The organism is Devosia sp. RR2S18 (assembly GCF_030177755.1).
Taxonomy (GTDB): domain Bacteria; phylum Pseudomonadota; class Alphaproteobacteria; order Rhizobiales; family Devosiaceae; genus Devosia; species Devosia rhizosphaerae.
On the sequence record NZ_CP126539.1, the window covers coordinates 468,978 to 491,318 of the forward strand.

General features: G+C 63.0%; 21 protein-coding genes. 11 read left to right on the top strand and 10 right to left on the bottom strand.

Annotated elements, in window-relative coordinates:
- Window positions 1–7 precede the first annotated feature (7 nt).
- Window positions 8–2,764: a preprotein translocase subunit SecA gene (gene secA / locus QOV41_RS02415; protein ID WP_284579268.1), complete on the top strand. Its 2,757-nt coding sequence runs from the start codon at window positions 8–10 to the stop codon at window positions 2,762–2,764.
- A 38-nt stretch (window positions 2,765–2,802) separates the two neighbouring features.
- Here the strand turns inward: secA and QOV41_RS02420 are convergent, their stop codons facing one another.
- The 5 genes from QOV41_RS02420 to QOV41_RS19700 all read right to left on the bottom strand — a co-directional run bounded on the left by QOV41_RS02420 (window position 2,803) and on the right by QOV41_RS19700 (window position 6,931).
- The gene (locus tag QOV41_RS02420; protein ID WP_284579269.1) at window positions 2,803–3,429 is read right to left on the bottom strand and encodes a hypothetical protein; all 627 of its coding nucleotides are present in this window, start codon (window positions 3,427–3,429) and stop codon (window positions 2,803–2,805) included.
- Window positions 3,430–3,480: 51 nt separating this feature from the next.
- Complete coding sequence (locus QOV41_RS02425) at window positions 3,481–4,485, bottom strand: L,D-transpeptidase family protein (RefSeq protein ID WP_284579271.1); 1,005 nt, start codon at window positions 4,483–4,485, stop codon at window positions 3,481–3,483.
- A 152-nt stretch (window positions 4,486–4,637) separates the two neighbouring features.
- Window positions 4,638–5,591, bottom strand: a complete 954-nt coding sequence (locus tag QOV41_RS02430; protein WP_284579272.1) for an acetyl-CoA carboxylase carboxyltransferase subunit alpha — start codon at window positions 5,589–5,591, stop codon at window positions 4,638–4,640.
- Between the two features lie 174 nt (window positions 5,592–5,765).
- Window positions 5,766–6,638 (bottom strand): site-specific tyrosine recombinase XerD, encoded by an 873-nt coding sequence (locus QOV41_RS02435; protein ID WP_284581430.1) that lies wholly within the window; start codon window positions 6,636–6,638, stop codon window positions 5,766–5,768.
- A 26-nt stretch (window positions 6,639–6,664) separates the two neighbouring features.
- Window positions 6,665–6,931: a hypothetical protein gene (locus QOV41_RS19700; RefSeq protein WP_350150393.1), complete on the bottom strand. Its 267-nt coding sequence runs from the start codon at window positions 6,929–6,931 to the stop codon at window positions 6,665–6,667.
- Window positions 6,932–7,067: 136 nt separating this feature from the next.
- On the opposite strand from QOV41_RS19700, the gene QOV41_RS02445 reads away from it, so the two are divergent.
- Entirely contained in the window at window positions 7,068–7,667 is a 600-nt protein-coding gene (locus QOV41_RS02445) for a shikimate kinase (protein WP_284581431.1), read from the top strand.
- Window positions 7,668–7,669: 2 nt separating this feature from the next.
- Window positions 7,670–8,782 (top strand): 3-dehydroquinate synthase, encoded by a 1,113-nt coding sequence (gene aroB, locus QOV41_RS02450; protein ID WP_284579274.1) that lies wholly within the window; start codon window positions 7,670–7,672, stop codon window positions 8,780–8,782.
- 63 nt (window positions 8,783–8,845) lie between these two features.
- Here the strand turns inward: aroB and QOV41_RS02455 are convergent, their stop codons facing one another.
- The gene (locus tag QOV41_RS02455) at window positions 8,846–9,139 is read right to left on the bottom strand and encodes a BolA family protein (protein ID WP_284579276.1); all 294 of its coding nucleotides are present in this window, start codon (window positions 9,137–9,139) and stop codon (window positions 8,846–8,848) included.
- Between the two features lie 43 nt (window positions 9,140–9,182).
- On the opposite strand from QOV41_RS02455, the gene QOV41_RS02460 reads away from it, so the two are divergent.
- From QOV41_RS02460 to QOV41_RS02475, 4 genes are all read left to right on the top strand, one after another.
- Window positions 9,183–9,812, top strand: coding sequence for a J domain-containing protein (locus QOV41_RS02460; protein ID WP_284579277.1), 630 nt, complete (start codon window positions 9,183–9,185; stop codon window positions 9,810–9,812).
- Window positions 9,813–9,908: 96 nt separating this feature from the next.
- Window positions 9,909–10,892 carry a cobaltochelatase subunit CobS gene (gene cobS, locus QOV41_RS02465; protein WP_284579278.1) on the top strand — a complete coding sequence of 328 codons (984 nt, stop codon included), beginning with the start codon at window positions 9,909–9,911 and terminating at the stop codon, window positions 10,890–10,892.
- A gap of 140 nt (window positions 10,893–11,032) precedes the next feature.
- Window positions 11,033–12,922, top strand: a complete 1,890-nt coding sequence (gene cobT, locus QOV41_RS02470) for a cobaltochelatase subunit CobT (protein WP_284579279.1) — start codon at window positions 11,033–11,035, stop codon at window positions 12,920–12,922.
- Window positions 12,919–13,917, top strand: a complete 999-nt coding sequence (locus tag QOV41_RS02475) for an esterase-like activity of phytase family protein (RefSeq protein ID WP_284579280.1) — start codon at window positions 12,919–12,921, stop codon at window positions 13,915–13,917. The genes cobT and QOV41_RS02475 overlap by 4 nt, the downstream gene beginning before the upstream one ends.
- Window positions 13,918–13,967: 50 nt before the next feature.
- Here QOV41_RS02475 and QOV41_RS02480 read toward each other — a convergent pair whose 3' ends face one another.
- On the bottom strand, window positions 13,968–14,603 hold the full coding sequence (locus QOV41_RS02480; RefSeq protein WP_284579281.1) for a queuosine precursor transporter: 636 nt from the start codon (window positions 14,601–14,603) through the stop codon (window positions 13,968–13,970).
- A 134-nt stretch (window positions 14,604–14,737) separates the two neighbouring features.
- Entirely contained in the window at window positions 14,738–15,022 is a 285-nt protein-coding gene (gene rpmB, locus QOV41_RS02485) for a 50S ribosomal protein L28 (protein WP_284579282.1), read from the bottom strand.
- A 207-nt stretch (window positions 15,023–15,229) separates the two neighbouring features.
- Here rpmB and QOV41_RS02490 point away from each other — a divergent pair, with 207 nt between their 5' ends.
- Entirely contained in the window at window positions 15,230–16,012 is a 783-nt protein-coding gene (locus tag QOV41_RS02490) for a DUF3108 domain-containing protein (protein ID WP_284579283.1), read from the top strand.
- 3 nt (window positions 16,013–16,015) lie between these two features.
- Here the strand turns inward: QOV41_RS02490 and QOV41_RS02495 are convergent, their stop codons facing one another.
- On the bottom strand, window positions 16,016–17,110 hold the full coding sequence (locus QOV41_RS02495) for a flavodoxin family protein (protein ID WP_284579285.1): 1,095 nt from the start codon (window positions 17,108–17,110) through the stop codon (window positions 16,016–16,018).
- 473 nt (window positions 17,111–17,583) lie between these two features.
- Complete coding sequence (locus tag QOV41_RS02500; RefSeq protein ID WP_284579287.1) at window positions 17,584–17,862, bottom strand: nuclear transport factor 2 family protein; 279 nt, start codon at window positions 17,860–17,862, stop codon at window positions 17,584–17,586.
- A 488-nt stretch (window positions 17,863–18,350) separates the two neighbouring features.
- Between QOV41_RS02500 and QOV41_RS02505 the strand changes: the two genes are divergently transcribed.
- From QOV41_RS02505 to fdxA, 3 genes are all read left to right on the top strand, one after another.
- Window positions 18,351–21,332 (top strand): helicase-related protein, encoded by a 2,982-nt coding sequence (locus QOV41_RS02505; RefSeq protein WP_284579288.1) that lies wholly within the window; start codon window positions 18,351–18,353, stop codon window positions 21,330–21,332.
- Window positions 21,333–21,335: 3 nt separating this feature from the next.
- A complete protein-coding gene (locus QOV41_RS02510) occupies window positions 21,336–21,752 on the top strand; it encodes an RNA-binding S4 domain-containing protein (protein WP_284579289.1) in 417 nt (138 codons plus the stop codon).
- Between the two features lie 129 nt (window positions 21,753–21,881).
- Entirely contained in the window at window positions 21,882–22,220 is a 339-nt protein-coding gene (fdxA, locus tag QOV41_RS02515) for a ferredoxin FdxA (RefSeq protein ID WP_284579290.1), read from the top strand.
- Window positions 22,221–22,341 lie beyond the last annotated feature (121 nt).

The following is a 22,341-nucleotide window of genomic DNA, read 5'->3' on the forward strand; positions in this document are numbered from 1 at the left end:
CTGACATATGGCACTTGCTGCGCTCGCCCGGCGGATCTTCGGTTCCCCGTCCGATCGGCACGTCAAGCGGTTCCAGGGCAAGGTCGACGAGATCAATGCGCTCGAGCCGCAATACGAAAAGCTGAGCGACGAGGAACTGCGCGGCAAGACCGCCGAGCTCAAGCAGCAGCTCGCCAATGGCGCAACGCTGGACGATCTCATCGTGCCAGCCTTTGCGACAGTCCGCGAAGCCTCCAAGCGCGTCTTGGGCATGCGCCATTTCGACGTGCAGCTGATCGGCGGCATGGTGCTCAACAACCGCTCCATTGCCGAGATGCGCACGGGTGAAGGCAAGACGCTGGTGGCAACGCTGGCGGTCTATCTCAATGCGCTGACCGGCGACGGCGTGCATGTGGTGACGGTGAACGACTATCTCGCCCGCCGCGACGCCGGCTGGATGGGCCAGATCTACAATTTCCTGGGCATGAGCTATGGCATCATCGTTCATGGCCTCAGCGATGCCGAGCGCAAGGCAGCCTACGCCGCCGACATCACCTATGGCACCAATAACGAGTTCGGCTTCGACTATCTCCGCGACAACATGAAGTACTCGCGCGCCCAAATGGCGCAGCGCGGCCATGCCTATGCGATCGTCGACGAGGTGGACTCGATCCTGGTGGACGAGGCCCGCACGCCGCTTATTATTTCGGGGCCGTCGGAAGACCGCAGTGAACTCTACGTCAAGATCGACACCTTGATGCCGATCATCGAAGAGGGCGACTTCGAAGTCGACGAGAAGCATCGGTCGGCGACCTTCACCGATCAGGGTATCGAAAAGCTCGAGGAGCGGCTGCGTGAAGAGGGGCTGCTCAAGGGCGAGTCACTCTATGACCTCGAAAACGTCGCGCTGGTGCACCATGCCAACTCGGCGCTGCGAGCGCACAAGCTCTTCCGCAAGGACAAGGACTACATCGTCCGCAACGACGAAGTGGTGATCATCGACGAGTTCTCCGGCCGCATGATGCCGGGCCGCCGCTATTCGGAAGGCCTACACCAGGCGCTCGAAGCCAAGGAACACGTCAAGATCCAGCCCGAAAACCAGACGCTGGCCTCGATCACCTTCCAGAACTATTTCCGCCTCTACAAGAAACTGGCCGGCATGACCGGTACGGCAGCGACCGAGGCCGAGGAGTTCGCGGACATCTACAAGCTCGATGTGGTCACTATTCCGACCAATCTGCCGATCCAGCGTATCGACGACGAGGACGCGATCTATCGCACGGCGGCCGAGAAGTTCGACGCCATCGCCGATATGATCAAGGCCTGCCAGGAGCGCGGGCAACCCGTGCTGGTGGGTACGACTTCGATCGAGAAGTCGGAAATGCTGGCCGAGCTGCTGCGTCAGAAGAATGTGGGGCAGATGAACGTGCTCAATGCCCGTCATCACGAGCAGGAAGCGTTCATCGTCGCCGATGCGGGCCTGCCCGGCGCCATCACTATCGCCACCAACATGGCGGGTCGCGGCACGGATATTCAGCTGGGCGGCAATCTCGAGATGCGCATCCAGAAAGAGGCCGAAGGTCTCGAAGGGGAAGCGCGCGACGCCAAGATCGCTGAGATCAAGGAACAGATCGCAGCCGACAAGGCCAAGGCGTTGGCTGCCGGCGGCCTTATGGTGATCGGCACCGAACGGCACGAATCCCGCCGTATCGACAACCAGCTGCGTGGCCGTTCCGGCCGCCAGGGTGACCCCGGCCACTCGGCATTCTTCCTCAGCCTTCAGGACGATTTGATGCGCATCTTCCCGGTGGACAGCATGGATTCCATGCTGGGCAAGCTGGGGCTGGAGCAGGGGGAGTCCATAACCCATCCTTGGGTGACCAAGGCCATCGAGCGGGCGCAGACCAAGGTCGAGGCGCGCAATTTCGACATCCGCAAGAACATCCTCAAATACGACGACGTGATGAACGATCAGCGCAAGGTGATCTTCGAGCAGCGTCTGGAGATGATGGATGCCGAGGACGTCAGCGACACGGTCCGTGACATGCGCCACGACGTGGTGGATGCCCTGGTCGCCAAGGCCATCCCGCCGCGCGCCTATCCGGAGCAGTGGGACACTGAATTCCTCGCGAGCGAAGCCAAGGCGAAGCTCAACATCGACATTCCTGCCAAGCAGTGGGCGGAAGAAGAAGGCATCGACGCCGAGATCGTCACCGAGCGGATGATCGCGGCGACAGACGAAAAATTCGACGCCAAGATCGAGAAGTATTCGCCCGAGGTGATGCGGCAGGTAGAAAAATCGGTGCTGCTCCAGTCAATCGACCAGCTCTGGCGCGAGCACCTAGTGACGCTCGATCATCTGTCCAAGGTCGTGGGCTGGCGCGGTATCGCCCAGCGCGATCCGCTCAACGAATATAAGCAGGAAGCCTATGAGCTCTTCCAAAGCTTGCTGACCAATCTACGCGAGGTGGTGACGCGGCAGCTCATGCATATCGAGTTGCGGGTGCAGCAGCCCGAGCCGGCGCCTCAGCCTAACCCTGCCCAGTTGCAGGAGACGCATATTGACCCAACGACCGGCCAGAACGACGCACAAAGCGATGTTTCGGGTACGGTCCCGACCGGCAATTTCGCAGCAGGCCCGTTTGCGGACGGCGATGACGATGCGGCCGACGCGGACACCACACTTCGCCCGATTGATCCCAAATTGCTTGAAGGGGTGTCGCGCAACGCGCCTTGCCCCTGCGGTTCAGGCAAGAAATTCAAGCACTGCCACGGTGCATTCTAGTTGAGGGAGGCCCGGTTCGTTCCGGGCCTTTTTTCTGGCTAGCAGGTGACGCGAAGTTCGGCGTAGTCGCTCATGCCCTCGGTTCCCGCCGAGAACAGGCCCACCATGCAGCCGGTGCCCGGTAGAGCGATGCTGGCGCCGGCCGCGATAACCGCGCCATTGCCCAAGGTGATGAACCCATTATCTACAGCGGCAACTTCGATCGTGGCTGGACTGCCGCAGATTGGGTAGGCGTCTCCTGCCGCAACAAGGAAGCGCGTGCCGGTGGGCATGCAGTCGCCAGTAGTTTCTACAGGGGTGGCGGCAGTCGGAGTGGGCGCAGTGATCGCGGCTGCGGGTGCATTGCGCCATTCCTCTTCAAGGATGGCGAGGCGATTGGCGAGATCGGATAATTCGGTGCTCGCCGTGCTGTTGCCGGCCTGCTGGTTGAAGAGTTCGAGACTGAGCTTGATCTGCGCGATGTCGGTCGACAGACGGCTGAGCTCGCGCTGCGTGTCAGCGTAGCTCCAGGCGGTGGCAGCCAAAGCAGCGACGCCCACCAGGCCGACGGTGATGCTGGCGATCTCGCTCCATGGGAGTGCCCGCCGCGCCAACGGCTGAACCGGAGGGGAGCTCGGCTGCCGCTCATCGCGGGAGACGCTTTTTACAGTCCACTGGTCTTCCAAAGCGATCGTCTCCGGTTGAGCCCACCGCCTCGCAGCCCATTGGGGCGGAACTTAGGACCGCGGGGGCGGAAGCTGCGGGGTGGGCGCTGGTTGTCCGGTATTTGCGGGGGCAATCTCGCTGTTCTGGCTGCCGCCGAAGAAATTGCCGATGCCGCCGAAGAAGCCGGACACAGCCTCGCCCCTGGCCTTGATGGCGGCGGCTTCATTGACGGCGCGTTGCTCGGCTGCGATGGCGGTCGAGAATTTCGTCTCGTCCGCCTGCTGCTTGGCGACAAGCGCTGCGTTCTGCACGGTTGGGGGGCACGGTCCCATGGCATCGAGCGGCCCGGTCGCGGCAGCGTTGAAGATGTAGCGGCGCTCGCACACATCCCAGATCGGCGGCGTCTTGGTGACCTCGAAATAGTCGTGGCCGTCCTTGATGTTCTTCCAGAACGCCAGATGCGTGTTGTTAGCCTGCGCGGCCAAATTGGGTCCGGTCATGCGGAACGGGAAGATCTGCAGCTGAAAACTAGGATTGCCGCCCTTGAAGGTTTCGCGCGCCAGGGCAAAGATCTCGGCGATGCCGGCATCGGTCATGGCGTAGCACCCGACGGAGCGACAATCGCCATGCACCATGAGATTGGAGCCGGTGCGACCATGGGCCCGGTCGAACTTGTTGGGAAAGCCGGTGTTGAACGCGAGATAGAAGTTGGACCGCGGGTTCATCAGGCCGGGCGTGATGGTGTAGAAGCCCTCGGGGCTCTGCCGGTCGCCTTCCTTGAACTTGGGGCCGAGATCGCCCGAATAGGCGCAAATCTCATAGGTCTTGAAGAGCCGGAATTCACCCGAACTGGTGCGCTTCCAGATCTCGAGCACTTCTTCCTGCTTGAAGATGCGCACCACCATGGCTTCTCCGGGGGAGGAGCCCATGGCTTTCAGCGCAGCGACAGTGCCGCTCGAGAGCGGCTGATTGTGCCGGTTGTCGCCTTTGATGAAGCCGCCACAAGCGGCGAGCCCGAAGGCAACCCAGACCAGGATCAGGGCCGAGCAGATTTTGCGAAGCAGGGTGGCGGTCACGTTCGGGCGGCCCAGGATGCAACAAGGAGGCGATGACCCGTGAGGGTCATCTGGTTACCGCAGCATGATAAATGCTGGTGAAGGATCCCTTACCACGCCGCCAAAAGGCGCGGAAGCGCCTCCCGTGTCACGCAGATGTGTGCCTATTGCGCCTAGAGGCTTGTGCCGATTGCCAGGAATTTTTCCCGACGATGCTCGCGCACTTCAAGGCGGCTACGGCCAGAGAAGTCACTTAGGAAGGTTTCGATGGCGCTCCGGGTGGAGGCGATCACGGTTTCGGCGTGGCGGTGGGCACCACCAGCAGGCTCGGGGATGATGCCGTCGATCACGCCAAAGCCAAGCAGGTCCTGGGCAGTGATCTTTTGAGCAGTTGCCATGTCCTGCGCCTTGGCGGCGTCGCGGAAGAGAATGGAAGCGCCCGCTTCAGGCGAGATGACGCTATAAACGGCGTTTTCGAGCATCAGCACGCGGTTGGCCGTGGCGATGGCGATAGCGCCGCCCGAACCGCCCTCGCCGATGATGATGGCAAGGTTGGGAACGCCAAGTTCAAGTGACTTTTCTGTGGAGCGGGCAATGGCTTCGGCCTGGCCGCGCTCTTCAGCGCCGATGCCAGGATAGGCGCCGGCGGTGTCGACAAAGGAAATGACCGGGAGATTGAACCGATCGGCCATTTCCATGATGCGGACGGCCTTGCGGTAGCCCTCCGGCTTGGCCATGCCGAAATTGTACTTGAGCCGTGTCTCAGTGGAATTGCCCTTTTCCTGGCCGAGAATAGCGACGGGTTGACCGTTGAAGCGGCCGAAGCCGGCCTGGACCGCGGGGTCCTCGGCAAATTTGCGATCGCCGGCAAGGGGCGCCCACTCGGTGATCAATGAGCGCACATAGTCAATGAAGTGCGGTCGCTGCGGATGGCGCGCGACCTGGGTTTTCTGCCATGGAGTCAAGCGCTTATAGATTTCGGACAGTGCCTCGTCGGCCCGGCTGGATAGTCGATTGACCTCCTCGTCGATGCTGACGGCCTGGTCGGTGGAGGCCAGGGACTTCAGTTCGACGATCTTGCCTTCGAGATCGGCTACCGGCTTTTCAAAATCGAGATAAGACTGCATGGACCTGCCCGTTATGGGTCTCGTTTAGGCGACCCGCAAACCGGCCGCTGCTCTTGCGCTTTAAGTTGGCCGGAAAGTGGCGGTGGTGCGACGCCGAGTCAAGGCTCCACCCGAACCGCGTCCTTGTTGGCCGATAATCCACAACGGACTGCGCAACCGAATGGCTGCATTGCGCTACACTTCGCTTAAAGGGTGATGCGTTTCGACGAGAGTGCGCAGCTTCTCGTCGAGCACGTGGGTGTAGATCTGCGTGGTAGAAATATCGGCGTGACCCAAGAGCATCTGCACCACGCGCAGGTCGGCGCCGCCGCCCAGCAGATGGCTGGCAAAGGCATGGCGCAGCACGTGCGGCGCAACGCGAGCCGAACTGATGCCGGCGCGTCCCGCGAGCCCCTTCAGATCGCGGGCGAAGACCTGACGGGAAAGATACCCCTCGGCGCCGCTGGCGGGGAAAAGAAAGGGGCCGGGTTCGAGCGTCGCCAGATAGGTGCGCACGGCATCGCGCGCCCGGTCATTGACCGGCACGACACGTTCCTTGTTCCCCTTGCCGGTCACGGTGATGTAGCTGGCGTCGCGCATGACGGCGGCGCGCTTGAGGCTTACCAGTTCGGATACGCGCATGCCGGTGGCGTAGAGCAATTCGAGCAGGACGTAGAGCCGCAGGGCGGCTGCCTGCTTGGCCGGGGTGTCGGCCGCATTGGCTTCCGCTTCGGCGGTCGCCAGCAGCCGGTCGACCTCGGCGATGGAGAGGACCTTGGGGAGGGCGCGGCGCGCCTTGGGACTGGCAATGATGCGCGTGGGATCGTCGCCCCGCAGATTATCGGCGCATAAAAAGCGGTGGAACTGGCGGATGGCGGAAAGCCGGCGGGCGCTCGAAGCGGCCGAGAGGCCGTCGCGCTTCAGCCGGTCAATATAGGCGTTGATGGTTTCGCGCTGCACATCGAGCAGGGTCTGCCCCTGACCGGCGACGAAACCGGCATAATCGGCAAGGTCGCGGCGATAGGCGGCAATGGTGTTTGCCGCCGCGCCGCGCTCGGCACTCATCATTTCAAGGAAAGTGCCGACCAGGTGGCTCACTCGGCGACGGGCTCCGGGACGGGCTCGACGAGGGGTTCTTCCACAGGTTCTTCGACCGGCTCGGCTGCGGGGGCGGCCTGCCCCGGGAGCGGGGTCGCGCCGGGCAGCGTGGGGGCGCCGCCGCCCAGCAATTCACGAGCAGGAATGCGAATCCGCGTCTCTTCGGGCGTCGGGTCGACAAAGCTGACGAGCGCAAGCATGCCCACATAGACAAGGCCGGCGAGGAAAAGCAGGGTGATCAACAGGCGGATTAATGTGGGCATGACAGTCGGTCACATCTCTTGGTTTTGGGCCAACATGGCCGGAAAAGGTTTCGATCTGGTAGGCATAGTGGTTTTCACAACGCCTGACTGCAAGTTCTTGACACGATTGTCCCGGGCCGCTTGATAGCCTTAGCACCTGGGAGCTCCTTTTTTGACTCGATCCAACGCCGCATCACGCCAGGCGCGCGCCGAAGCCCTTGCCGAGCGCCTGGCCGGCAAGCCTTTGGTGCTGGTGGGCATGATGGGCGCAGGCAAGACCACTGTGGGGCGACGGGTGGCCAATCGGCTCGGCCGGCATTTCTTCGACAGCGACGAGGAAATCGAAAAAGCCGCGCAGATGACCATCCCAGACATCTTCCAGCAGCGGGGCGAAGACGAATTCCGCGCCGGGGAAACCCGGGTGATCGCCCGCGTGCTGCGCGAACCAGGCATCGTGCTGGCCACCGGGGGCGGTGCCTTTGTCAACGCCACGACGCGCACGCTGGTGAAGCAGGAAGCTGTGTCGGTCTGGCTCAAAGCCGATCTCGACGTGCTGTTTGAGCGGGTGTCGCGCCGCTCCAACCGGCCGCTGCTCAAGACCGAGAACCCCAGGGCTACGCTCGAGAAGCTAATCGCGGACCGCTATCCGATCTATGCCGAGGCCGATGTGACCGTCGCCTCGCGCGATGTCCCGCAGGATGTCGTGGCCAACAACGTTATCGATGCGGTGCTGACCCACCTCAAAAGCCAGGACTGACCATGGCCGATATTGCCCACACCGTTCATGTTGCGCTTGGCGAGCGCGCCTATGACATCCTGATCGGCGATGCGCTGCTCGATGGGGCCGGCGGCATCCTCAAGGAGCGTTTTCCCGGCAGGCGCTTCGGCATCATCACGGACATGAACGTGGCCGATGCTCATCTGGCGCGATTGACCCGGTCGCTGGACGATGCGGGGCTCGAACATACCGAGATTGTCTTGCCGGCGGGCGAAAGCACCAAAAGCTGGGACTTGCTGGGCCAGGCGGTGGAAGGGCTGCTTGCCGCTCGCCTGGAACGCGGCGACCTGGTGCTGGCGCTGGGGGGCGGGGTGATCGGGGATCTCGCCGGCTTTGCCGCTTCGATCGTGCGGCGCGGCATGGATTTCGTGCAGATGCCGACGAGCCTCCTGGCCCAGGTGGACAGCTCAGTCGGCGGCAAGACCGGCATCAATTCGCCCCATGGCAAGAACCTCATTGGGGCCTTCCACCAGCCCAGGCTGGTGCTAGCGGACCTTTCGACCCTCGATACACTGCCCAAGCGGCAGTTTGCTGCCGGCTATGCCGAGGTGGTGAAATATGGCCTAATCGATGATCCGGAGTTCTTCTTCTGGCTCGAGGAGCAGCACGAAGAGATCTTTGCTGGCGGCCCGGCGCGGGGCGAAGCCATTGCCCGCTGCTGCGCGCACAAGGCACGCGTGGTGATCGAGGACGAAAAGGAGCTGGGGGTGCGGGCCCTGCTCAATCTGGGGCACACTTTCGGGCATGCGCTGGAAAAGGACACCGGCTATTCGGACCGTTTGCTGCATGGCGAGGGCGTGAGCATCGGCATGGTGCTCGCCCATGCGTTCTCCGCGCGACTGGGGCTGGCGCCGGGGCAGGACACCAGCCGGGTCGAAGCGCATCTCAAAAGGGCAGGGCTGCCCACGCGCCTAAGGGATATACCCGGCACGCTCGGGTCGACCGAGACGCTGATGGCGGCCATCGCGCAGGACAAGAAGGTGTCGCGCGGGGCGCTCACCTTCATCCTGACCCGCGGGATCGGCCAGGCCTTCATTGAGCGTGGCGTCGCGCCGCAGGCGGTGACCGAGTTTCTCAACGAGATGCGAGAGTAGGGCTCGCCCTTGGGCATCAAAGCTTGGGGAAGGTGTTGCCAGCCCGCCCTTTGCGCCCCATATTCAGCCCACCCGGCCGGGCAGTTCGTAAGGCCCGTCGGGGGGTAGCACTTCGATCGCCAGCGCGTGGACGCGGTCCTTGAGTTCGGCATCGAGCACGTCCATGACGGCCCGGTGTTGCGCCACGCGGCTGAGCCCGTCAAAATGACGGGTCGCGATTCTGACACGAAAATGGGTTTCGCCACCTTCCCGCCATCCGGCGTGGCCACGATGCTTGTTCGATTCATCGACAACATCGAGGAAAACGGGAGCGAATTTCTCGGTGAGCTTGGCGGCGATGGTGTCTTTCTGAGACATCAGCAGGCTCCTGTTTTGGGTTAACGGCACTTACTAGGCGAGAATGAAACAGCAATCCAAGCTCTTTGAGTCCATTCGCATCAAGCCGCGTCGGGAAGAAAAGCCCGTCCGCGTGGAGCAGATCTGCGACTGGGAAGGCTGCGAGGAGCCGGGCGAGTACAAGGCGCCCAAGGGCAATCGCGCCGAGGGTCAGTACCACCATTTCTGCCTCGAGCATGTTCGGCACTACAACACCGCCTTCAACTTCTTTGCCGGCATGGAGAAGGATGAATTGGAGGAAGCCCTCCACACCCCGCCCAAGCCCGAGGCGCGGCCGAGCTTTGCCAATGGGCAGGCCGGATTGCACACCTCCCGCACGGCGCGAACGGCGGGCGTGCGCCCGGGCGACAAATATGGCGATCCTTTCGGTGTCTTTGCACGCTATCGCCACCGCCAGAGCCAGCAACCTGCCGCCGAACGCGTGCGGCCGCTCCATGAACAGGACCGGCGGGCACTCGAGACGCTGGGAATTATCGGCCAGGCCAAGTCCGACGAGATCAAGCGGGCCTATAAGACTCTGGTGAAGCTCCACCATCCCGACGCCAATGGCGGCAACAAGGCCTCAGAAGAACGCCTGCGCGCCATCATCGCCGCCTATTCCCACCTCAAGAAAACCGGGTTCGTCGCCAAGTAGGCAGCCGTGCCGGTGGCTAGAGTCGCCGTCACAATGCTGCTATAAGCGCCCGTCTTTCTGCCCGTCCCGCCTCGATTTTCTCGCCGAGAGTATGCCATGACCGAGTTCTCCAACCTGCCCGACACCGAGTACAATGCACGGGAGCTGTTCGGCATCGACACCGATCTGGTGGTGAAGGGCTATAAGGAAGCCAATAGCCACGTACCGCCGATCGACCCGGATTATTTGTTCGACCGCAACACCACGCTGGCGATCCTGGCAGGCTTCGCCTTTAATCGCCGCGTCATGGTGCAGGGCTATCACGGCACCGGCAAATCCACCCATATCGAGCAGGTCGCCGCCCGGCTGAACTGGCCGCTGGTCCGCGTCAATCTCGATAGCCACGTGTCGCGTATCGATCTCGTGGGCAAGGACGCCATCGTGCTCAAGGATGGCAAGCAGGTCACCGAATTCCGCGACGGCATTCTGCCCTGGGCCGTGCAGAACAATGTCGCGATCGTCTTCGACGAATATGACGCTGGGCGTCCCGACGTGATGTTCGTGATCCAGCGCGTGCTGGAAGTTGCGGGACGGCTGACGCTGCTCGACCAGAACCGCGTCATCACGCCGCACCCTGCATTCCGCCTGTTCGCCACCACCAACACGATCGGCCTTGGTGACACGTCCGGGCTCTATCACGGCACCCAGCAGATCAACCAGGGCCAGATGGACCGCTGGAGCCTGGTGGTGACGCTCAACTACCTGCCGCACGACAAGGAAGTTGGCATCGTGCTGGCCAAGAACAAGTTCTATGGCGAGACCGAAAAGGGCAAGAAGCTCGTCGGCAATATGGTGCGGTTGGCCGATCTGACCCGCCAGGCCTTCATCAATGGCGATCTCTCCACGGTGATGTCGCCACGCTCGGTGATCACCTGGGCCGAGAATGCGCAGATCTTCGGTGGCGATGTGGGCTTTGCCTTCCGCCTGACCTTCCTCAACAAATGCGATGAGCTGGAACGTCCGGTTGTGGCCGAGTTCTACCAGCGCGTGTTCGGGGAAGATCTGCCGGAATCCTCGGCCAATCTGGCCGTGACGGCGTAGGGCAGTTTCGGGCTGCGTCATCCCTGCGCGAGCGGGGGCCTCCGTTTCCGGACCGCTTTTGCAAACAGAGGTTCCCGCGTTTTGCGGGAATGACGCCGAGATGGACGACTGCGTCGGCGTCCGCAGAATGGATTGATTTGATGGCACAACCTCCGCGCAGCAAAGCCAACAAGCCCGACCAGACCCTGGCCTTCAAATCTGCCATGGGAGCGACGGTGCGCGCCATCGGGGGCAAGGCGGATCTCGAAGTCAGCTTCACCTCGGACCGGCCGCTGCTGACCTCTGACAAGGCGCGGCTCGCCAATTTGCCGCGCCTGCCCACGCGGCGGGATATCGCCATTGCCCGCGGGCAGGGCGACGCCATGGCCATGCGGCTGGCCAGCCATGACCCCGACACGCATCGCAAGCGCTCGCCGATGGACCCCATGGCTCGGGCAGCGTTCGATGCCTTGGAGCAGGCGCGCGTCGAGGCGCTGGGCTGTGTGCGCATGCCGGGCATGGCGGGCAATATCGGAGAGATGCTGGAGGACCGGCTGTTCCGCGCCAATTTTGCCGAGGTGAGCGCCAAGGACGATGCACCCATTGCCGAAGCCTTGGGCTTGATGTTGCGCGAGAAGCTGGCCGGTGTACCGGTGCCTCCGTCGGGGCATGCGCTGGTGGAGCTGTGGCGCAACGAGATCGAGCAGAAGGGCGGCAAGTCGCTCGATAGCCTCCTTGATCTCTATGAAAACCAGGAGCAGTTCAGCCGCGCGGCCAAGGCGCTGCTGCGCGACCTCAACCTCGTGCCTGAGAGCGAGATGGACGATCCATCGAGCGCGGACGAGGAGAATGCCGAAAATCAAGAGCCCGAAGAGGGCGAGAACTCCGACCAGGCGCCTGAGCCGGGCGAGGGCGAGAACGACTCCCAGGACACCAGCGAAGACCAGCAGGCCGGCGAGAGCGAAGAGACGGGCGACGTCGAAGGCATCGAGTCCGATATGGCCGAGACCGACGACGATGCGGCGGCCGAAGCGGGGGAAGATGCCCCCATGCCGCCGCCCGCCAAGGATGGTGGCACGGAGCTCTCCAACCAGTTCAACTACAAGGTCTTCACTCAGAAATTCGATGAGATCGTCAAGGCGGCCGAGCTGTGCCCGCCCGACGAGCTCGACCAGTTGCGGGCGCTGCTCGATAAGCAGCTTGAGAGCCTTGCCGGGGCGGTGGCGCGACTGGCCAACAAGCTGCAGCGGCGGCTGATGGCCAAGCAGAACCGGAGCTGGCAGTTCGACCTCGAAGAGGGCCTGCTCGATACGGCGCGGCTGACGCGCGTCGTTACGGACCCGATGCAGGCGCTGAGCTTCAAGGTCGAGAACGATACCGATTTCCGCGACACCGTGGTGACGCTGCTGATCGACAATTCGGGCTCGATGCGCGGCCGGCCGATCACCATTGCGGCAATCTGCGGGGACATTCTGGCGCGCACGCTCGAGCGGTGCGGCGTCAAGGTGGAGATCCTGGGGTTCACCACAAGGGCCTGGAAGGGCGGCAAGTCGCGCGAGGCGTGGCTGGAGGCCAATCGTCCGGCCAATCCGGGGCGGGTCAACGACATCCGCCACATCATCTACAAGGCAGCCGACGAGCCCTGGCGGCATGCGCGGCGCAACCTTGGCCTGATGATGCGCGAGGGGCTGCTCAAGGAGAATATCGACGGCGAGGCGCTGGAATGGGCGCGCAAGCGGTTGATGGCGCGGCCGGAAGCCCGGCGCATCCTGATGGTGATCTCGGACGGCGCGCCGGTCGACGACTCCACCCAGTCGGTCAATGCGGGCAATTATCTCGAAGCCCATCTGCGGCAGGTGATCGAGGATATCGAGACACGCTCGCCCATCCAGCTGGTGGCCGTGGGCATCGGGCACGACGTGACGCGCTATTATCGGCGCGCGGTGACGCTGCTCGATGCCGAGGAACTGGCGGGAGCACTGACCGACGAGTTGGCAGCTTTGTTCGATGAAGAACTGCCGGCGCAAGTCCGGCGACGCGGGCGCCGATGAGGCGGGTTGCGGCAACGCTCGCGGTCTGGTTGCTGGCTGGGATAGCCCAGGCCCAGCCAGTGCCGGTGAGTGTGACTGCCGCGCCCATCGACACCTTCAAGGACGTGCCGGTCGGTGGGCAGGTAGATGGCCTCATCTGGCGGGGTGGGGTATCGCTCACCAGCCAGCAGGACACTTTTGGGGGTCTTTCCGGCCTCGCGGTCACGGGGCCGCACCAGCAGGTGGTGTTCGTTACCGATCGCGGCAGTTTCATCTCCGGCCAGCTGGCCTATGACGACCAAGCGCGCCTGTTCGGTTTCATCGGGGTGACGGCCGAGGCGCTGCAGAACTCACGCGGGGAGGTGCTGCCGCGCCAATATGCGCGGGACGCCGAGTCGGTCGACACCATCTACCGGAACGGCGAACCGATTGCGGTGCGAGTGGGATTCGAGCATTTGACTCGCGTGGCCGATTTCGCGCTGGTTGATGGGATCCCCGGTGGCGCGGCGCGCGAGGTGAGCATCCCCGATTGGCTCACCAATCTTCGCACCAATCAATCGCTGGAATCGCTGTGCATTGCGCCCCCGGCCTCACCCATAGCCGGATCGACGCTGCTGCTGACCGAAGATGCCCGTGACGAGGCGGGCAACCAGCGCGGCTGGTTCCTGGGGCAGAACGATGTGGGGCCGGTGAGCTATCGCAGCAGCAATCGCCTGGTGCCGACCGATTGCGCCTTCTTGCCCAATGGGGACCTGTTGGTGCTGGAACGTGGCGTGTCGCTCTTGACCTTTCTGATGGCGGTGCGGCGGGTTCCAGCGGCGGAGGTGCGGCCGGGCAATGTCATGGTAGGCGAAGTGCTGCTCGAGGCGCAGGGTGGCGACGTCGACAACATGGAAGCGCTTGCCGTGCACAGTGCGCCGGACGGGGAAACGCGCATCCTTGTCGGCTCGGACAACAATTTCAACGATTGGCAGCGGACATTGCTGCTGGAGTTCGCGCTGCCCACTACGCCTTAGGTCCTGATGGGGCGGCCGCCCTCGCGGGAGGGCGGCTCATTTGGGCGGGCTTACGCCGCCACCGGCATGCGGCGCAGCACCAGATCGCGAACGGTCTTGTAGGGGGCGAGCAGCAGGACCGCCAGGACCAGCTTGACCAAGAAGTCACCCAGAGCGAGGGATTGCCACAGCTCCACCTCCGGGCCGATGCCGAGCAGCGGCGCGGGGAAGGCCAGCGAGGAATCCTCCATGCCGAACAGGGCGTCGATACCGGCAAAGGCTGGCGCCATGGCCAGACCGAAGAAGATGACAGTGTCGAGTGCCGAACTCACCAGCGAGGAGAACATCGGCGGCTGCCACCAGGCGCCGTTGCGTAGGCGATGGAAGATCGAGATGTCGAGGAACTGGGCAACGAGAAACGCCGTGCCCGAAGCAATGGCGATGCGGGGCGTCGCGAGATAGATCGAGAGCACCACGGCCACGGCGAAGCCAGCGATCACCACAAGGCGGGCCTTGGCAGGGCCAAAGGCGCGATTGCTCAGATCGGTGACAAGGAAGGCGACGGGATAGGTGAAGGCGCCCCAGGTGAGGATGTCACCGAGATTGACACCGCCCAGCTGGGCGTCGACGGGGAACTGGACCAGGAAATTGGACGCGGCAACGACCGCGACCATGGCGGCGACAGCCACCAGGAAACGAGCAAGCATCAGAATGCACCTCTATCGATCCGCTGCCGGCATCAGACCGGGGCGGCTGAAGACGTTCTGCACCACCATGGTGCAAAACAAAAGCCGCGCGGACGAAAGATCCACGCGGCTAAACTTGTGGTGGGCCGGATCGCTTAGGACGCGAGAGCGGCGCGCACTTCCTTCTTGATGCCCAGGGCGAGCGGGGAGAGGTCCGCATCAGCCTGCTTGAGCAGGAAAGCGTCCAGGCCACCGCGGTGCTCGACGGTCCGCAGAGCCGCAGCGCACACGCGCAGCTTGACCGGGCGCTCGAGCGCCTCGGACAGGAGCGTCACGTTGAGCAGGTTGGGGAGGAACCGACGACGGGTACGGTTGAGGGCGTGGGAGACGTTGTTGCCAACCATCACACCCTTGCCGGTAAGTTCACAGCGACGTGCCATTGGAAGATATCCTATTTGTGTAAAGGTCCTGCGTGGCGGGGACTCCCGCAACGGGCCTCATTTGTTGTGAAATCTGGCGCGTCTTTAGAGAAAAGGGGCGTTGCCGTCAAGGCAAAGCGGGCTCAAGAGGGCGCGAGCGCCTTGCACAGCAGGAGTCTGGCAGGCAGGTTCGAGCTGTTGTTTGATTCGACGCCGAGGTCCGAGCCCTTGCCGAGTTTTCGTTTTGCCCCGCTGGCTGCCTTGGCGCTGCTGGTCTCCAACCCCGCCCTGGCGCAGGACGTCGATGCCCGTGCAAGCTATGTCTTGACGCTGGGTGGCATCAACATCGCCGCCATGAACGTCGACCTGACCGATGATGGCGCGCGCTATCGGCTGGACCTTCGGGCCAATGTCGCTGGACTGGGCTCGATGGTGGCGAGCGGGACGGCGACGGCGCGCTCGGAAGGGCGCTCCTCTGGCGCCGTGCTGAGCGCGGATGAGTTCGGATTGCAGACCGTTGCGAGCGGGGAAACCTTCTCGATCGATGCGTCCTTTGCCGGCGGCAATGTTGCTGCCTTCAAGGTTGAGCCGCCGATCCTCGACAATTATGACCGGGTGCCGCTCGAGCGCCGCCACCTGACAGGGGTGGGCGATTTTATGTCTGCTTTCGTGCTCAAGGGGAACGCGCTCGACCGCAGTCTTTGCCAGCGCAAGACCAGCATCTTCACCGGCGTCGAGCGCTTCAACATCTCGATGAGCTATGCCGGAGACGACCAGGCGACCTCGCCGCGGACCGGTTACCAGGGCCCCGTGGTGCTGTGCACGGTCGACTATGATCCGGTGGCCGGGCATTTCACCACCTCCGAAATCACCAATTATCTTGCCGATAGCGACCGCATCATCATCTGGTATGCGCCACTCGGCGCTACCGGCTATTTTATCCCCTATCGCGTGCTGCTGGGCACCAATATGGGCGATCTCTCCATGGTGCTGACGGGAATGCAGTACTAGCGGCTATTTCTGCCGCGGCGCCTCGAGGTCGTTGCCTGGAATTTCATGCCCGGCGCGCCGCGCTAAAAGGGCATCGCGCAGGGTGCGGGCGGCATTGCGTACCTCCTCCTGCATTGCGAGATCCTTGTCGAGCGAGACATGGTTGGTGGCGTAAGGCTCCCAATAGCCGATATAGCGGTCGAGTTCGGCCAGGGGTCCAGCGGGCGCCATTTCCATGAATTTGAGCCAATCGGAGATGGAGCGCTGCACGTCCTTGGCGCCTTCCACATCACCATGGACGATGACCGAGAAGAGGCGGCCCTTGAGTTGGCGCGGGTAATCCCAGCCATCAAGCTCGATCTGCTTGGCCAAGTCGGCGTGTTTGCCCTGAGTGCGGGTGGGATCGGGATTACCGCCATCGGCACAGACCAGGCGGTCCATCATCGCCTTGAGAGGCGCTGAGACCTGATACCAGTTGACCGGCGAGACGATCAGCACGCCGTCGGCCTTGATCCACATAGGGTAGATCTCGTTCATCCAGTCCTGGCTCTGGCCCAGTGAGTAATTGGGGTAGCAGGAGCAGGGCCAGTGGCAGAGCGGGGCTGCGGTCGAAAAGCAGGATTTGCAGGGGTGAATGTTGCGCCCATACTCGGAAATGGTGCGCGAGAGATCGAGGATTTCGGTCTGGAAGCCAGCCTCCAGCAGCACTTCCTCGGCCAGCTTCACCAGCCGGAATGACTTGCTCATCTCGCCGGGGCAGGTGTGTTCGCTGCGCGCCGAACCGTTGATCAGCAGGATACGATAGGGGCGGTCACCCGTTTCGTAGTCGCGTTGTGCACGTTCCACCGCAGCCTTGGCGGCGACCCAATCCTCGGCAAGGTCATAGTCGGGATCGGCGTATCCAGGACCGGCTTTGACGGTGCGCGGCGCCTTGCGCTGGTGGGCATAGGCATCCCAGGCCGCCTCGGTGATCCGCTCCAATTCTGCCCCAAGCGTATCGAAGTTGGGGTCAATGAACTGGCTGCGGAAGCGCGCCTTGAACTCAGTCTCGTCCAGCCGCGGGCTGGGCATGCCCTTGCGCGGTTCGGGGGCAGGGGCGGCTTGCTGTTCTTGCTGCATGTAAGTCTCCGTCCTCGGGGAATGGGCGACTTGCAGCGGCGGTTCCGTGTCTGTCCCAACCCAGGACGGTCAATGGGTTTTTCGTTAGCGGGTGCGGTGGAGCGCGGCCTTTTGCCGAACGTGAAGTGTTAACGTGCACTGCAGCCGCATCTCGCAGGTGTAAAGCCCTCGTCAGGGAAGTGCCGATTCTGCTGAGAGTTAGGAGTTTGGCAACGAAGCTGAACAGCTTGGTGGTCGCTAAGCTGTTCCATGAACGTGCTCTTGGTGGGGATGGCCGGTTCGCCCACCAGATGTGGTCTGGAACAAAGCCGGACTCAGACCATCCTCGCGATTCTCCCCCTGTTCGTTCCTGCTTTGGACCAAGACCGAACAGGGGTGACGCCAGCGCGACCGAAGCGTCCCGCTCTGGGACAGCTACAGCGTTTCGAGGCACGTGATCGTCCCGTCGGAAACGGTGAAGGCCTGCTCCAGGGTCAGCGGGCTTCCGGGAAAGTACCCGATACCTCAAGCGTCGCCACCGTGCGGCCGGGCTCGGACCGGATGCTGTGCACGCGATAACGAGGCTGGTAGGCCGCAGCGGTCTTCTGCACCCAATCGCTGATCGCCCCGATGCCCGCATAGGTGTGGCCCTCGTCGCGCACCGTCGCATCGGCAGCAAAGAAGGTCGTGAGCTTATTTGTTTCGCCGCGATTGGCGGCCTCGAAATAGTCGGCGACCGGTGCGGGTAGCTGGTCATGAGATTGCGTTGTCATGGCGGAAGCTCCTCTTGTGAGATGCCCCTTCTTGCCACGGGTGCGCTGACAGACCGCGTCAGCAGCTTTCCCGATCTGACCCGGTCAAAGGGTTTTTCGTTAATTTCGCACCAGGAAAGACCTGCCGGGCGGGAGGCCGAAGCTTAAAGGAAAGCAAGCTCGGCGAACGCATGGCCGTAACCGGTCGGTAGGACTTGCCGATTCTGGCGCCGAATTAACTGCTTTGCAACCAAGATGAACGGTGCTGACTGCCGCAAGGCGAACGGAGGAACGGGTGGCGTGCTCCTGGCGTTGCCCGGGTGCGGCTACATACAAGGACTAGTGCGTGAACAAACCCGGACTCACCAATTCCAGCCGATTCGGTTCTGTTTCGTTCCGCAGATGTTCTGCTTCTTAAGGTGAAGGCCTGGACTGGGCTTGATGATGTACCTCATTGGGACGCCGCCACCCCTCGCAGAAGCTGTTTCCATTCCCTACATTAGGCGCCGATGAGTTTCCCGCCCGCCCAGACGGTCAAGGCGATCCTTGGCCCCACCAATACCGGCAAGACCTATTTTGCCATCGAGCGCATGCTGGCCCATCCGTCGGGGATGATCGGCCTGCCGCTGCGCCTCCTCGCGCGTGAGGTCTATCAGCGCGTGGTCGAACGAGTAGGTGAACAGGCAGTTGCGCTCGTGACCGGGGAGGAGCGGATCGTTCCGGCCAAACCGCGCTTCTGGGTCTGCACAGTGGAAGCCATGCCTGTGGACATCCGCGTCGACTGCGTTGCCATCGACGAGATCCAGACGGCCATCGACTTTTCGCGCGGTCACGTCTTCACCGACCGCATCCTCAATGCGCGGGGTACGCACGAGACACTGCTCCTGGGCTCGGCGACCATGGCCCCGGTGATCCGCCGGTTGCTGCCGCATGTCGACATCATCGACCGGCCGCGGTTCTCCCAGCTCACCTATGCCGGCTCCAAGAAGATTTCGCGGCAACCGGCCCGCAGCGCCATTGTCGCCTTTTCGGCGCGGCAGGTCTACGCCATCGCCGAGTTGATCCGGCGCGAACGCGGCGGTGCGGCCGTGGTGATGGGGGCGCTCAGCCCCCGCACCCGCAACGCGCAGGTCGATCTCTACCAGAATGGCGACGTCGATTTCCTGGTCGCGACCGATGCCATCGGCATGGGCCTCAACCTTGACATCCATCATGTGGCCTTTGCCGACGACTCCAAATTCGATGGTCGGCTGAGCCGCGGCCTGACGCCAGCCGAGCTGGGCCAGATCGCTGGGCGGGCGGGTCGACATGCTCGCAACGGGACCTTCGGGGTGACCGGCGGCACGGAAGGGTTCGACGAGGAACTGGTAGTCCAGCTCGAAACGCACGACTTCGACCCGATAAAAGTGCTGCAATGGCGCAACAACAGACTGGATTTCTCATCCATCGGTGCCCTGCGCGACAGCCTCGACATGCCGCCCGAGCACAAGAGCCTGACCCGGGTGCCGGTCGCCACCGACCAGCTGGCGCTGGAGTTCGTCGCCCGTAACGAAGCCGGCCAGCTGGCACGAGGGCTCGATGGAGCGCGGCTGCTTTGGGAATGCTGCCAGATCCCGGATTACCAGGGAATTTCACCGGCCAATCACGGCGAAATCGTCACGCGCATTTACTCGGATTTAGTCAAGCGCCGGCATGTGAACGAGGATTGGATTGCCGAGCAGGTGCGCTTTTGCGACAGTATCGCGGGCGACATCGATACCTTGTCGAACCGGATCAAGCAGATTCGGACCTGGACCTTCGTCGCGAACCGTAAAAACTGGCTTGCAGACCCTTCACATTGGCGCGAAAAGACCCGAGACATTGAGGACCGGCTCAGCGACGCGCTGCATGAAAAACTGACTCAGCGCTTCGTTGACCGGCGCACTAGCGTCTTGCTGCGTCACCTGAAAGACAAACGTATGGCATCTCCCGAGATCAATGAGCGCGGCGAAGTGAGCCTGGAAGGGCATCTCATCGGCACGCTCGAAGGCTTCCGTTTCACGCTCGCCCGCAATGACGGGGATGCCGAAATCAAGGGACTGCGCTCCGCCGCCGATCAGGTGGTGGCGCCGGAAATCTCCAAGCGGGCCGATCGCCTGGCGGGCGCGCCCAATGAGGAGTTTGTGCTGGCCACCGATGGGCGGCTGCGCTGGAAGGGCGAAGTCATTGCCGAACTGCTCGAGGGAGATTCACTTTATCGCCCGCGCATCCTGATCCTGGCCGATGAAACGTTGACCGGGCCCGACCTGGAACGCGTGCAGGACCGGCTGAGCCTCTGGCTACGCCACCATATCAATACTGTGCTTGAAGGCGTGATGGCGCTCGAAGCGCCGGCTGATATCGAGGGTGCTGCCCGTGGCATCGCCTTCCAGCTCTTTGAGCATCTGGGGCTGTTGCCCCGGGGGCAGGTGGCGGACGAGGTGAAGAACCTCGACCAAGACGTGCGCGGCAAGATGCGCAAACTCGGCATCAAGTTCGGCGCTTACCACATCTATCTGCCGCTCAGCCTCAAGCCGGCGCCACGCGAATTGGCGCTGATCCTGTTTGCGCTCAAGCATGGCGGCGTGCGCCAGCCCGGCGTCACCGATATTCCCCATATCGTGCTGTCGGGGCGCACCAGCTTCGTCGTCGACCCGGAAGTCGATACTCGCCTCTATGAGGTTGCGGGCTTCAAAGTGGCCGGTAAGCGCGCCGTTCGCGTCGATATCCTTGAACGCCTGGCCGATATTATCCGGCCGCTGATCGCGGTGGATCCGACCCGCTACCAGGGCGAGCCCCCGGCGGGCGCAGCAGAAGGCAATGGCTTCCGCGTAACCGTGGAAATGACGAGCCTTTTGGGCTGTTCGGGCGAAGACTTCGCCTCGATCCTGGCTTCGCTGGGCTATCGCGTGAAGCGCACGCCCAAGGCAGCGCCGGTGGCGGCTGCCGCTGATGCCACCTCCGAAGCGCCAGCGCTTGAAGAGGTATTGAGCGAAAATCCAGCGACGACCGATGTTGCCGAGGAAGCGCCCTTGGAAGCGGTTGCCGCGGCGGAAGCGGCCCCGATCGCCTTTGAGGCCGACGTCCCAGCGACGACGATCGTCGAGGCTGCGCCCGAAGCAGCACCCGCCGCGCCGGCAGAGCCTGAATTCGACGAAATCTGGTATCCCGCCGGGCGGCGCCCCGACAATGCACGCCAGGCCAATCGCCGCCGCCCCGAGGGTGAGCCGGGCGAGACCCGGCAGCGCCAGCGTCCCGCTGCCAAGCGGCGGCCCGAAGGCGAAGTGCAGGATTTCACCAAGGCGCAGCATCTCAACGGGAATGGCAAGGGCAAGCCCAAGGCCGAGCGCCGCGACAAGCGTGACGAACGGCCGCGCTTCGAGAGGCCGCGTGAGGAGAGGAAAGAAAAGGCGTTCGATCCGGACAGCCCCTTCGCCAAACTTGCGGCGCTACGCGACCGCAAGGCCGAGTAGAGCTTGGCGGGGATTGCCCAGACGCCGCTGCGCAAGGAGCGGCTCGATAAGTTCCTGTTCTTCTCGCGCGCGCTCAAGTCGCGCACACTGGCGCAAAAGTTCATCGAAACGGGTGCCATCCGGGTCAATGCCGAGCGCACCGACCGCAGCGATCACAAGATCGGTGCCGGCGATGTGCTAACAATGACGCTACATGGTCGGGTGCTGATCTGGCGTATCCTTGATCCGGGCGTGCGCCGAGGTCCGGCCAGCGAAGCGGCGACGCTCTATGAAGACCTCTCGCCTGCGCCGCTGCCCAAAGAAGAGTTGAGCCCCTTTGAGCGGGCGACGGGCGAACGCCTGCCGGGCAGCGGGCGGCCGACCAAGAAGGAGCGGCGGGAGACCGATCGGCTCCTGGGGGAGTTCGACGACGAGCTTTAGGCGACCTTTGGGCAAGCATTTCCTGCTGGCCTTGCTTGAGGCAATTGCTTGCCTGCTCGGCGCCTTGCGATGAATGGCAAAAGGGTTTAGCACCGGACCCGTTGAGACCCCGCCCGGACTGCCGCCTAGATGACCTATATCGTCACCGACAACTGCATCGCCTGCAAGTACACCGACTGCGTGGAAGTGTGCCCCGTGGATTGTTTCTACGAGGGCGAGAACATGCTGGTGATCCATCCCGACGAGTGCATCGACTGCGGCGTGTGCGAACCGGAGTGCCCGGCCGAGGCGATCAAGCCGGACACCGAGAGCGGGCTCGACGAATGGCTGGCGCTCAACACCAAATATGCCTCGATCTGGCCCAACCTCACCGAGCGTCGTGAGCCGCTGCCCGAAGCCAAGGAACGCGACGGGGAAGAGGGTAAGCTCGCCAAATACTTCTCCGAGGCTCCCGGCGAAGGCGACTAGCCCGCGCGCCTGCCGTCACGACCGCGCGCCTGACGTCACGAACTTGTCATAGTCCCGTAGGGTCAGACAAGGCCGCTTTGGGCCGGTGATTCGTAGCTTTTGATTTTGCTGATTTTTTGTG

What these genes read in the sequence shown, in the direction of transcription:
- QOV41_RS02505 (WP_284579288.1), top strand. Translation starts at nt 18,351, where the DNA reads ATGAGTTTCCCGCCCGCCCAGACGGTCAAGGCGATCCTTGGCCCCACC.
- QOV41_RS02460 (WP_284579277.1), top strand. Translation starts at nt 9,183, where the DNA reads ATGAAACAGCAATCCAAGCTCTTTGAGTCCATTCGCATCAAGCCGCGT.
- rpmB (WP_284579282.1), bottom strand. Translation starts at nt 15,022, where the DNA reads ATGGCACGTCGCTGTGAACTTACCGGCAAGGGTGTGATGGTTGGCAAC.
- cobS (WP_284579278.1), top strand. Translation starts at nt 9,909, where the DNA reads ATGACCGAGTTCTCCAACCTGCCCGACACCGAGTACAATGCACGGGAG.
- fdxA (WP_284579290.1), top strand. Translation starts at nt 21,882, where the DNA reads ATGACCTATATCGTCACCGACAACTGCATCGCCTGCAAGTACACCGAC.
- aroB (WP_284579274.1), top strand. Translation starts at nt 7,670, where the DNA reads ATGGCCGATATTGCCCACACCGTTCATGTTGCGCTTGGCGAGCGCGCC.
- QOV41_RS02430 (WP_284579272.1), bottom strand. Translation starts at nt 5,591, where the DNA reads ATGCAGTCTTATCTCGATTTTGAAAAGCCGGTAGCCGATCTCGAAGGC.
- QOV41_RS19700 (WP_350150393.1), bottom strand. Translation starts at nt 6,931, where the DNA reads ATGCCCACATTAATCCGCCTGTTGATCACCCTGCTTTTCCTCGCCGGC.
- QOV41_RS02435 (WP_284581430.1), bottom strand. Translation starts at nt 6,638, where the DNA reads ATGATGAGTGCCGAGCGCGGCGCGGCGGCAAACACCATTGCCGCCTAT.
- cobT (WP_284579279.1), top strand. Translation starts at nt 11,033, where the DNA reads ATGGCACAACCTCCGCGCAGCAAAGCCAACAAGCCCGACCAGACCCTG.
- QOV41_RS02455 (WP_284579276.1), bottom strand. Translation starts at nt 9,139, where the DNA reads ATGTCTCAGAAAGACACCATCGCCGCCAAGCTCACCGAGAAATTCGCT.
- QOV41_RS02500 (WP_284579287.1), bottom strand. Translation starts at nt 17,862, where the DNA reads ATGACAACGCAATCTCATGACCAGCTACCCGCACCGGTCGCCGACTAT.
- QOV41_RS02475 (WP_284579280.1), top strand. Translation starts at nt 12,919, where the DNA reads ATGAGGCGGGTTGCGGCAACGCTCGCGGTCTGGTTGCTGGCTGGGATA.
- secA (WP_284579268.1), top strand. Translation starts at nt 8, where the DNA reads ATGGCACTTGCTGCGCTCGCCCGGCGGATCTTCGGTTCCCCGTCCGAT.
- QOV41_RS02480 (WP_284579281.1), bottom strand. Translation starts at nt 14,603, where the DNA reads ATGCTTGCTCGTTTCCTGGTGGCTGTCGCCGCCATGGTCGCGGTCGTT.
- QOV41_RS02495 (WP_284579285.1), bottom strand. Translation starts at nt 17,110, where the DNA reads ATGCAGCAAGAACAGCAAGCCGCCCCTGCCCCCGAACCGCGCAAGGGC.